Source organism: Acinetobacter wuhouensis (assembly GCF_001696605.3).
Lineage (GTDB): Bacteria > Pseudomonadota > Gammaproteobacteria > Pseudomonadales > Moraxellaceae > Acinetobacter > Acinetobacter wuhouensis.
This window is the reverse complement of record NZ_CP031716.1, coordinates 3775534-3787761: the sequence shown is the minus strand read 5'-3', so window position 1 is coordinate 3787761 and position 12228 is coordinate 3775534. Positions and strand designations below refer to the sequence as shown.

The following is a 12228-nucleotide window of genomic DNA, read 5'->3' as shown; positions in this document are numbered from 1 at the left end:
GTAAGACAGAAGGGGCATCAATGTCCCTTCTGTTACTCTACATAAGAATTTAATCTATGAATTTAGATCAACTTTACCCCTATGGATTTCGATCTACATTATTTGATCGTTTAATCGTTGAAGATGAGTATAGCAAAGGGCTTTCATTAAAAGAGCTGAGAGATTCCGTTGCTCAAGATTTAGAAGACTTACTGAATACACGTATAGCCAAACTTGATACAGATTTTGATGATTATCCTCAGGCAAAAAAGTCAATTGTTCAATTTGGAATTATTGATTTTGTAGGACTTTCTACTGCAAATCCAACAGACCGAGATACGATTTGCCAATCAATAGAACAATCCATTGCCGCACATGAGCCCCGATTAAAGCAAATTAAAGTAGAAATGCAATTAGATGACCAAAATGTAGGGTCTTTATGTTTAAGTATTCAAGCTTACTTAAATATCCACCCACTGTATGAACCCGTAATTTTTGATGCCTTACTTAAACCAACAACACAACAATATGAAATTTCAGCAAAATCTTAAAAATATAAAGTGGGTATGTCGTGATCGAAGAACTTTTACCGTATTATGAAAAGCAACTACAAGAATTTGGACAGCAGTCCCGTTTATTTGCAGATAAATATCCTAAAATTGCACAGCGATTATCATTAAACCAAGAACAAATTGATGATCCTCATATCGAACGTTTGATTCAAGCCTTTTCCTTAATTGCTGCGCGTATCGATAAAAAATTAGCCGATAGTTATGATATTTTTACTCGTTCTTTATTTGAGGTGATGTTCCCTCAATATTTACGCCATTTTCCAGCTTGTTCTGTTGTCAGCTTTGAAGATATTAATAAACAAAAACAACTTACAGAAGCACATGTAATTGCTAAAGGAACGTCGTTAAAGTCTAGAAGTTTTAAAGGTGTGCAATGCGAGTTTACGACGAGTGCTGAAGTCCGCCTTTTACCGATCCAATTAGAAAGTTTAAGTTTTCAAACCAATCCGAGTGCGCATATTCACCTCAATCAAAATGCGACTTTAAATTTAAAATTTGATTTGTTAAATCCTGCTAAGAATTGGTTAAAGCTTGAGAAGCTCCCCATTTATTTAGATGCAATTTCAAATTTTCCGCTACAAGTTCTAGATCATATCTTTCATAAGGATACCAGTTTTAGTCTGCGGATAAATCAAAAAGTCATTTCAATTAAAAATCCATTTGAAGTCATGGGTTTTGATGAAAATGAAAGTATATTGCCTATCGATCAGCATACACATCATGCTTATCGTTTGTTGATTGAATATTTTTGCTTTCCTGAAAAATTCAGTTATTTAAATTTGAATTTAGATGTTCTTAAGCACTTGAAATCTGAACAGCAAAATTTTGAAATTCAAATCCATTTAAAACTCAATTTAAATGATCAAGCGATTATTCGTAATTATTCAGAATTGAATGTGGCGAATTTTAAATTGTTTACGAGCCCAGTTGTCAATCTATTTGAAAAGCAAGCTGAACCACAAAAAATCAATCATAAAAATTTAGAATATCCTTTAATTACAGATGCACATCACCCTGAGTTTTATCAAGTTTATTCGATTGTCGAGATGAATTTGATTCGTGAGAAAAGTAATCAAGATCAGGTGATTTATCCAATCTTACCATTTTTTGCAATGAGTCATTATCATGGCGATGATGTTCAGTTTTTTTATGCACTGAATCCAACGATTTTACAAAATCAGTTCGTAGAAACAGGTTATTCAATTATCTCTAAAGATCTCGAGCCACAAAGCATTAAGTCTGATTTTGTGAGTTGTAAGCTATTGTGCTCAAATCGTGATCTACCACATGAAGCATTGGGGCAGTCGAATAATGTCTTGAATTTGAATGACAGTACCATTGCTCGCCGTGCGTTGGTCTTGAAAAGACCGACAGAACCATTTCAATTTGAAAAAAATAAAAATGAACAATGGCGCATTATTTCGCATCTTTCTTTAAATACTTTGGCGCTGATGAAAGGCGATGCAGTGAGTCATATTAAAGAATTATTAGAACTTTATAACTTACCAAAATCTAAAGAAAATCATTTAATTATTGATGCGATTAAAACCATTGAATTCGAGATTACTCATAAGTTAGTCGAAGCAAAACCGTTCCCGATGTTTGTTCGAGGCGTCAAAGTTCTAATCGATATTGATGCTCAAGTTTTCCGTGGGCATAGTTTGTATATTTTCAGCCAGTTGATCAGTCATATTTTCAATTTAAAAGTACAAATGAACAGTTTTGTGGATGTTTTTGTCCGAGATCATAATACTAAACAGGAGTTATACCAATGCGCACAGAACGTTGGTGGCAAGAAGCTTCTGTAGTTGATGAGCTTTTTAAAACACCTACAGCCTACGAATTTGTTCAAACCACGCGTTTGTTACGACATGCTCCTCAAGTTTCGACACTGAAAAATTGGTCTGATGACTTTCAATTTGAATGTTCACTGAACCTCAATTTTCCAAAGCATGAAGTTGAGTCTTTGCTACAAGATGATGAAAAGATCCAGATCACCAATCTGATTGTAGGTTTAACAGGTATGCAGGGTGCGATGCCTTATACCTATACCAATAAAGTTAAACAGGCACCACGTAAGCAGCGTGTTGAGGTACAGAAATTTCTAGGTTTATTCAATCATAAGCTCACTGCTCAGTTTGTCGATGCTAGTCTGAGTTATAACTTGCCTGTGCGATATGAAGTAGAAAAAGAAAATCACTATTTAGATATTTTGCATGCGCTGAATGGCTATATTCGTAATCAGCATCAACAAGATGATTTAGATGATTATTTCGCTGAATTTGCAGGCTTGATGCAAGGGCAAAATAATACAGCACATGCGTTGAAAACGATGCTTGGCTGTGTTTTTAATGAGTCGGTAGAAGTCAAAGAATATATTCCTGAAAAATTTAAGTTAGGCGATGAGCAAAGAACCAAATTGGGTGGTCAGCAGCCTTTTTTACTGGGGGTAAATACTTTTTGTGGTGAAACCATTCGTCAAATTGACGGCAAGATTGAAATTCAAATCGGTCCTTTGAGTTATGCCCAGTATTTAGACTTTTTACCAAAGAAAAAACACAGTAAAAAATTAAAGAAAATTTTGCAAAGTTGGTGTAGCCCAACTTTATTGGTTGATCTTCGATTGATTCTGGCTAAAGAAGAAGTTCAGCCTTTGCAGTTGAGTTCTAAGACTCAAGTGGGTTTGGCACAAGGTGCTTTTGTGATGCCTAAACTACAAAGTGATAATGATGAAACGTGCTATTCGCTCATTGGGGTGTCATAGATGATTAAATTAATTCTTGGAACCTTCATCAGCATGCTCGTGTTGGTTTCATTGGTTGTGGTGTTTTATTGGCGTGATACCAAATATGATCCAAGTGGGTCAGATTTTCTTATTTTCTTTGGTTTAATCCCGCTTGGCATCACGATGTTGGTTATAGCACCTGTCATTATCAAAAAATGGTATAGCAGTCGTCAAGAAAAGAAAGAGCAACAACAATTAGAAGAGCAAAAACGTTCAGAGCAACAACAAGAAGTTGAAGAGATCACTGAGGAAGAAATAGAATCGGTGACTTTAAAAGTATATGCCGCTTCGAGCCTGAGTGCTTTAGGTGAAAATGAAATGCATCTGCACCAGTTAAAAGAGGGTATAAGTGCGGAGCTGGATCAAAAACTAGTCAATGGTTATGGGCTACCTATTCTGTCTTATCGAATTCAAGAAATTGAAGATGATTTGGAAGATGTTGAATCCAGTATATCGAATCGCCAAAAGCGGATGACCACACTGATTCAGCAACAGTTAGAACAAAATACTGAAACCTTGTATCAAATCGCAGAACAACTCAAAAATTCAGCGATGTTTTATGATGCTAAATTGGCACTTGAATATCGTATGCATCCGGCTTGGATAAACCCAAATCAAGAATATGATGACGAAACTACAGAACAAGCTACAGTTGAAGCAGTTCCACGATTAAATCGTTTAAATGTCCATCTAATTTTGCCTGAAAATTTATTTCATGCGTGGAATGAAACAGAAGGATCAGAGCTGATCCATCATTACTTAACTGAACTGGGCATTATCGATCAACAGTTTGATACGGAATATCACTATTGGGGAGAGACAACAGCTTATCAAGATTGGATTAAATTATTGAAAAGAATTGAATCGCAGGATTCAGAAGTATCATTGTTGATTGCTATAGATTCAGAAATTGACCAAGAAACGGTCGATGATCGTACTTGGATGAGTGAAAAATATATTCCGTCAGAATATATTAGTACCTGTTGTATTGGTAATTCAAAGGTTGAATTACAAAATATACAGGTCAGTAAATCGATTCGTATTACTTTAAATTCAAATCAAGCAGTAAAAACATTAAAACATTTAAATTTAGACCTGAGTGAACAGTTTGATCAAGAGCAGCCATTTGTTTTGGTTTTGGATGATCAGACCGATTTTAAACAATTAAAGAAATTGGAACAAAACTTCGCGGATACAGCGATCGAAGCACATCATTATATTTATAGTAAAGAGAGTTTAGGGCATACCCAAGCATTATCTAAAATCTTCAGCTTTATGTTGAGTTTACAGTTAGATGAGGCTTTATTTGCTTATGTATATAGTGCAGATCATCAACAGACTCAAGTTGTGGTTGGGACTGAGTTTGCATAGACATTACAGATAATTTAGAAAGAAATAGAGAAAATGATATATACAATATTAGGTTATGTTTGGCAGTACGTAACAAATCCGAAAGCGATTATTGCGCTGTCGATATTTGTTGCAATCGTATCTTCGTACAGTGCCGTACCACGTAAATATTTTGTGATGATGATGGCTGCCTATGTACTGGGGTTGATCATTTATGGGATCTATTGGTTATTTCAACGCCGTAAACATGCTGAACAAGGTGAAGCGTTAGCTGAAGCGATTGAACAAGACAATACGGCTGAATACGGTAAGCAAAAAGATAAAGAAGAATTAACGCTGATTAATCAGCAAATGAAAGATTCTATCCAATTGATTCGTAAATCAAAATTGGGTGATAAAAGTGGTAATGCGGCGCTTTATGAGTTGCCATGGTATATGGTGATTGGTAACCCAGCGGCAGGGAAGAGTTCTGCGATTTACCATTCGGGCTTAAAGTTCCCATTTGAAGAAACCCATCAAAAAGTAGTTTCATCAGGTTTAAGTGGTACACGTAATTGTGATTGGTTCTTTTCAACAGAAGGGGTGTTGTTGGATACAGCTGGTCGTTATTCAGTCTATTCGGAAGATCATTCAGAATGGTTGGGTTTCCTCAGTATTCTCAAAAAGAACCGCTCTAAAGCTCCGATCAACGGCTTAATTGTGATTGTGAGTGTGGCTGAATTGGTTAGTCAAAGTCCTGAAAAATCAATTAAATTGGCAAAAAGCTTAAGAGCACGTATTCAAGATTTAACCGAACGTTTAGAAATTTTTGCACCTGTTTATTTAGTTTTTTCAAAAATGGATTTGATTGCTGGATTCACAGAATTTTTTGAATGTTATGAAGCTGCTGAGTTCGATCAGGTTTGGGGTGCAACACTGCCTTATGACCCTGAGTCATCGAATAATGCCGTGGAACATTTCGAGAAGCACTACAATATTTTATATGATGGTTTAAAAGGGGTGAGTACGACGCATTTAAGCCGTCGTCATGCACAGAATATCTCTCCAAGCGTGATGACATTCCCGCTGGAATTTAAGACGCTAAAGCCTGTTTTAAAAACTTTTATTGGGACTTTATTCGAAGAAAATCCATACCAATTTAAACCTGTATTCCGTGGTTTCTATTTCACCAGTGCTTTACAAGAAGGTGTGATTGAAAGCCCAATGACGGAACAGATTGTGGACGATTTTCAACTGTCTAAAATTCCAAATAGTGAACACGGCATTCCGCAAAATTCTATTTCTCAAAACCATGGTTATTTCTTAAAAGGTTTATTCTCAGAAGTGATTCTGAAAGATAAAAACTTGGTGAAACAACATATTAACCCTACGACGAAACGTAAGCGTTATTTAGGTTTTATTGCGGCGTTGTTAGGGGTGTCGATTATCCTTGGTTTATGGGTTTGGTCATATCGTAACAATCAACAGTTGATTGCAGATGTTCAAGCAGATTTAAACAAAGTTGTGCAAATGGAGCAAAGTTCAGGTCAAGAGCTGTCTACTCAAATAGATTCTTTATTGATCTTGCAACAACGTTTAGAGCAATTGGATGATTTCGATGCACATCGCCCATTGAAGTTTTCATTTGGTCTGTATCAGGGTAATGAGTTAAGAGAAAAGTTAAAAGCTGAATATCTAAAAGGTGTTAAACAAATTGTACTTACACCAAGTCAGCAGAATATAGCTCAGTTTTTACAGCGTGTTAAAAACAATGAACAAGTGCTCAAACAAAATCATGTCAATGTAGAAATTAAGCAAACTTCATCGAGTCAAATTGCTTCTGAACCTTTAGATACCAATCCACAAGATGCATACAATGCACTGAAAGCTTATTTGATGATGAGTAATCCACAATATATGGATGCAAGTCATTTAAGTGATCAAGTCACTCGCTTCTGGCGTTCATGGTTAGATGCCAACCGTGGTCAAATGCCACGTGGTGAAATGATGCAGAAAGCGGAAAAGATTTTAAGTTATTCAATGACTTTGGCGAATGATGAAAAATTCCCAGTATTGGAATCAGATGCTCAATTGGTAGATCAATCTCGCCAAGTGTTGCTTTCTGTTGTTCGTGGTATGCCTGCGCGTGATCGTGTCTATAACGAAATTAAAATGCGTGCTGCGGTACGTTATCCAGCGGTTACTGTGGCGCAGATCGTGGGTGAAGCAAATCGTAATGTCATGTTAGGAGGATATGCCTTACCTGGTGTGTTCTCACAAAAAGCATGGGATGAATATGTTGATAAAGCGATTGAAGAAGCTGCAAACAGACCTACAGATACTAAAGATTGGGTATTAAATAGTACACAGTCTGATGACTTAACATTTAGTGGCAGTCCAGATCAAATCCGTAAACAACTGACAAAACTATATAAGCAAGAATATATTGCTGAATGGAAAAAATTTATCAATGCAACGCACTATGCCAAAGGTCCTGACTTTGCTCAGCAAACCAAGATCATGGATGTGTTAGGTGAGCCACAAAACTCTCCAATTCGTACTTATATAGACCGTGTAGCTAAAGAAACCAGCTGGGACAATCCAGTGGTTCAGGCTGAATTGGCAGCACCACAAACAGGTTTTATTGCTTGGTTTAAACGTAAAGTTTTAGGGCAAGGTAAAACTGAGGATGTTCAACGTGCATCAAATCAACAACAAGGAGAAATTTCTCAACAGTTCCAAGTGTTCTATCAACTGATCCGTAAACGTGATGACTTACAAGACAAATCTTTGCTTGATGACTATTTACAAAATATGGCTCAGGTGAGAAGTAAGTTAAATGATTTACGCAGTGCAGGCGATTTTGGACCAAGTGCTTTGGCATTGGCGAAAGCAACTATTAATGATCAAAGTTCTGTATTTAATGCAACGCAAAAAGTGGTTGATGAAAAATTAACCGTTGGTTTGGGAGAATTAGATCAGCAAATGGTACAAAAGTTATTGGTAAGCCCATTAACTCAATCCTTTGATAGTTTGTTGGTTCCTGCACAGGATGAAATTAATAAACTGTGGTCACTTCAAGCGTATCAACCATTTAATCAAACGCTTGCACAAAAAGTACCATTCAACTCATCAGGTACAATTCAAGCCACCAGTAATGAAATTGGTCAGATTTTTGGGGATAACGGAAGTATTTCTAGATTCGTCAAAGAAACACTCGAACCATTTGTGATTCGCCGTGGTTATACCTTGTCTTCTAAAACATGGAAGAACATGGGGATCGGTTTAAATCCAGAGTTTGTTACTGCTTTTGAACAATATACGACACCTGTGAATGGCACTGCTACAGCAGGAGGAGGTGGTACTCCTGCACCGACCAATCAGTCAAACTTCCAGTTCTATCCTTTACCAAACAATAAACTATTGTCTTATACCATTGATATTGATGGACAACGTTTGGTTTATGAAAATGGCGTGCAACAATGGGTGAACTTTATTTGGCCAAATCCAAACTCTATTCCAGGCGCTCGAATTACTGCGATTGATTTGGACGGACAGACACACACTATTTTCGAAGAACCGGGTGAATATGGTATTAACAAGCTGATTGATAGTGCACAACGTAAGCCATTGAATGGCAGTTTTGAAATGACATGGGCAAGCAGACAAAATGCGGACTTATTTGTCAAACTTCAATTCCGTTTGATTAGTGGTAATGCATCAAATCCGATTGGTTCAAATCGTGGCTATGTCGGATTGAAGTTGGTTGATCGTGTCACCAGTCCAAAAGCACAACTTGTTGTTGCCGCACAACAAGCACCAGCAAGTGCAGTACCGAATCCAAAAGCAGCTTCACCATTTGGTGGTACAGCAACATCACCATCTGCACCTACACAACCGAGTACAGCAAAACCTCAAGCGACACCTGCATCACCATCCACAGCACCTGCTGCAAACACTACAGCAAATCATGGTGGGGTAACTCAATGATAAAAGGAAATTATTCAGAAAGAGGGATTCAAGTATGCAAATGATAAAGTCGACACCATTGTATTATGGAAAATGCCCTGCTCGCGGAGATTTCCTTAAAACCAAAGGACAATATTCATTGATTCAGGTTTTGGATCAATGGATTACTGAGGCATTAGAAATTGCAATGCGTGAACCTAATTTTGATGAGGCTTATCAAACACTCGCACCATTAGATTTCTTTATTGCAAATCCTCGGGAAAGAATGTTTTTGGTTGCCAATATGGTGACCAGTGAAGACAGTTCAGGTCGTCAGTTCCCCATGGTGTTGAGTCACCTTTTAGAAGTTGACCAACCATTTCAAAACTTGTTATACGCTCCTTATAAGTATAAGCCTGTGCTGATTGATTTATTTCAGAAAAACCGTGTATTTAGAACGATTAATGATCCTGAAATTTTACTCACAAAATTGGGTAATATTGATCATGAGATTCAAGTGCTTCCTGAAATAAAGACGCAGGATTTTTTCGAACATCATACGATGCATTCGTTTGCTCAAATGATGAAAGTGACGCCATACGAGTTGGCTCAAAGTATGATGGGCTTAGGCTTATTACTTCAACCTGTACTCAAGCATGGTACTAGTAAGTTATCTAAAGTACTGATTTTACCGATTAATAATCCAAGTTATAGTTATGAGATAGCAGCGTTTTGGGTCAATCTAATTGGGCGATTCTTAGAAAAAAGTAATACTGAAATTTTAATGGGTATTTTGCATCAAGATTCTCCAGTTTTGTTGTTTGGTTTTCAGGGTGCGGATATCACCGCATTGAGCAATATTTTTAATCAAAATATGCAAAATGATCATTGGGTATCATTGCTTCAACCTCAATGGGTAGATGCCTATTTAGAACAGAATGCTGGGTTGGCTGCGCTAGAACAATCTTTATGTGAGCGTCAATTGAGCTTGACACAAGGCATGAAGATTTTTAGGCAAACATTTATAGAAGAAAGATGATATGAAGATAAAATTATTAAAAAGCATCACGGTTATTTCAAGCTTATTTTTTTCTTTGCACGCATTTGCTGCCCCAATCATTGTTGAGGGTGCTGTGCCCAATGATATGACCAAACAAGCCATTCTTGCCAAATTAAGATCAGTGTATGGCAATGATCAAGTGGTCGATAAAATCCAAATCCGCCCTGTATCCGCACCAAATGGGTGGAGTGATTCAGTTACTCGAGTGATTACCCCTGATCTTAAAAAAATCAGTCAGGGTAAGTTGTCTGTTCGTGGTACACAGGTTGATTTGACAGGGAAAATGGGTGTTCAAGCGGATATTCAACCTACAACTGCATTATTTCAATCCTTAGTCCAAGCGCCATATCGTTTTAATCCTCAGATTTCAGTCAATGCAGCAGAGCAGTCAGTGATTGATAATGCACTGAAGAATCGTATTATTGAGTTTGAATCAGGTAAAGCAGTTTTGACGCCTGTCGGTACACAAATCTTAGACGAGATGGTGGTTGCTTTAAACAAGGTTCAAGGTAAAAATGTAAAAATTATCGGGCATACTGATAGCCAAGGTAATCCTGAAAAAAATCAGCCTTTGAGTTTGCAACGTGCGGAAGCAGTGAAGCAATATTTAGTTGCGAAAGGGATTGCACCCACGCGTTTAACAGCTGAAGGTTTAGGTTCAACCAAGCCTGTTGCAGACAATGCGACAGAAGAAGGTCGTAAGAAAAACCGCCGTATTGAATTTGATGTTTTATAACAGATTTTAACGGTCATTAATTGAATAAAAATAAGAGGAACGGCGCATGGCACTCCCATATATTACTTTGGGTTCCCCAACAACAGGTGGGGGTACTGTGATTTCAGCACAGTCGACTTTTACGATTGAAGGGAAGCCTGTGGCATGTGTGGGTGATAAGGCGACTTGTCCAAAGCATAAATGCGTTTCAACCATAGTGTCTGGTGATAATCATATGACCGTTATGGGCAAGCCTGCGGCGCAGCATAATTCGCCTTTATCATGTGGTTGTAAATGCATTGCAAATCAGTCTTTAAATGTTGGACAGAATTAGCTTCTGTCTAATTCAAAATCATGTATAAAAAAAGCCCCATCATCCTGACGGGGTTTTTTATGATTTGAGTTATGTTTGTAAGTTTTGTGCAGATAGATAATACAGAGAAAGTTACAATTAATTCATAAAGAAAGTAAATATGAACAAGCAATATATTCTACTTATTTCCTTACTTCTCGCACCTACAGTAAATGCGAATTTACCTAGAACTAAGCCTTTATTTGCACAAATGAAAAATAATCAATTATGTATTTTTATTCAAGATGATAAAGCATCACTGGGTTATGAAAATAGGGCGTATGTCTATACCACAAATTTAGACGAACTGAGTTCTCGTTCAGATGATTATGAGAAGATTTATTATAATATTGAAATACCTAAAGGTTTTAAAAATTGTATTTCGATTCCCTTAGATCATATAGAAAGAAATAAGCCCCATGACATTTTTATTGAATTAGATAAAACCTATTCATTCAGAATTTGTATCAGTGACAAAAACCAAATTTATCGGGTAGATCAGTCTCAAAAGTGCTCAAATGAATTGTATGAAGTTAAAGAACAAAAGGCTCAATCTTTGTTGGATAGAATTTTTGCTAAAATAAAAGAAATCCTCGCTAGATTATTTGGTTAAACAAACGATAAAGGAATTTGCAAAAATAGTAGAATAAAAAAAAGCCCCATCATCCTGACGGGGCTTTTTCGTATTGGTTAGCTAGGTAAACTCCTGTTCTACCTCACTTCCTGATGCTCAGACCGATTATTGTTGTTTTATGTCTGGGAAACTTCCTGTTCCCTATGACTAAAGAATAGAGAATTTTCTAAGGGTCACCAAGTCGCAAATTGAAGCATGTAATGTAAGCTAAAACGTACAAATTTACGTATTGAAAATTGAAGATTTAGATTTAAACATTGGCATATTGAATCAGTTTATTTACAACAGATTTAACGGCTTTATTGTCAAATTCATTGCCTTCAAAGGTTTCAGTTTTGCTGCGACTAAAAATATCGCGTAATTCAATCACAGCATTGGAGTCGATCATGCCAATAAACGAGCAAACTTGTTTAATTTGGTCGATTGAACGAGAACCATTGGTTCCGCCATAGCTGACGAAAGCAGCAGGCTTGGCTTGCCATTCTTTGTATACAAAGTCGATCGCATTCTTCAAAACAGGGCTATAGCCATGATTATACTCAGGGGTAATGAAAATAAACGCATCGCCTGAATCTATTTTTTTTGCCCATTCTTGTTGTTTGGGTTGATCATAAATTCCAGTCGCAGGGGAATTTTTACCTGCAAAGAATGGTAGATCCCATTCCTTCAAATCGACGATTTCAATATTTAAAGTACTAAATTCTAGCTTTTTAATTTCTCTAAGTAGCCATTCTGCAACTTTGATCGCTACACGCCCTTCACGGATACTACCGACAATAATATGAATATTCATTTGTTGTTGCTCTCTTTTTAGAGGTGGTCCCACTTGTTTGAACAACTAAAAGCGTATTTAT

10 protein-coding genes are annotated in these 12228 nt (G+C 36.9%); 9 read left to right on the top strand and 1 reads right to left on the bottom strand.

The features are described 5' to 3' along the window. The first annotated feature begins 56 nt into the window (after positions 1-56). From tssE to BEN71_RS18710, 9 genes are all read left to right on the top strand, one after another. Positions 57-530, top strand: a complete 474-nt coding sequence (tssE, locus tag BEN71_RS18750; protein ID WP_068975192.1) for a type VI secretion system baseplate subunit TssE — start codon at positions 57-59, stop codon at positions 528-530. A 20-nt stretch (positions 531-550) separates the two neighbouring features. Beyond that, positions 551-2359, top strand: coding sequence for a type VI secretion system baseplate subunit TssF (gene tssF / locus BEN71_RS18745; RefSeq protein ID WP_068975191.1), 1809 nt, complete (start codon positions 551-553; stop codon positions 2357-2359). Further along, entirely contained in the window at positions 2323-3315 is a 993-nt protein-coding gene (gene tssG / locus BEN71_RS18740) for a type VI secretion system baseplate subunit TssG (protein ID WP_068975190.1), read from the top strand. The genes tssF and tssG overlap by 37 nt, the downstream gene beginning before the upstream one ends. Continuing rightward, positions 3316-4707, top strand: a complete 1392-nt coding sequence (locus tag BEN71_RS18735; protein WP_068975189.1) for a hypothetical protein — start codon at positions 3316-3318, stop codon at positions 4705-4707. It abuts the gene before it with no gap. Between the two features lie 36 nt (positions 4708-4743). Continuing rightward, complete coding sequence (gene tssM, locus BEN71_RS18730; protein ID WP_227542692.1) at positions 4744-8655, top strand: type VI secretion system membrane subunit TssM; 3912 nt, start codon at positions 4744-4746, stop codon at positions 8653-8655. Between the two features lie 34 nt (positions 8656-8689). Continuing rightward, positions 8690-9652 (top strand): type VI secretion system-associated protein TagF, encoded by a 963-nt coding sequence (tagF, locus tag BEN71_RS18725; RefSeq protein WP_068975187.1) that lies wholly within the window; start codon positions 8690-8692, stop codon positions 9650-9652. 1 nt (position 9653) lies between these two features. Next, positions 9654-10409 carry an OmpA family protein gene (locus BEN71_RS18720; protein ID WP_068975186.1) on the top strand — a complete coding sequence of 252 codons (756 nt, stop codon included), beginning with the start codon at positions 9654-9656 and terminating at the stop codon, positions 10407-10409. Between the two features lie 46 nt (positions 10410-10455). Further along, positions 10456-10722, top strand: coding sequence for a PAAR domain-containing protein (locus BEN71_RS18715; RefSeq protein ID WP_068975185.1), 267 nt, complete (start codon positions 10456-10458; stop codon positions 10720-10722). A 139-nt stretch (positions 10723-10861) separates the two neighbouring features. Further along, positions 10862-11353: an NF045616 family extracytoplasmic (lipo)protein gene (locus BEN71_RS18710; protein ID WP_068975184.1), complete on the top strand. Its 492-nt coding sequence runs from the start codon at positions 10862-10864 to the stop codon at positions 11351-11353. A gap of 271 nt (positions 11354-11624) precedes the next feature. On the opposite strand, the gene BEN71_RS18705 is transcribed toward BEN71_RS18710, so the two are convergent. Next, positions 11625-12167 (bottom strand): NADPH-dependent FMN reductase, encoded by a 543-nt coding sequence (locus BEN71_RS18705; RefSeq protein ID WP_068975183.1) that lies wholly within the window; start codon positions 12165-12167, stop codon positions 11625-11627. Between the last annotated feature and the right edge of the window lie 61 nt (positions 12168-12228).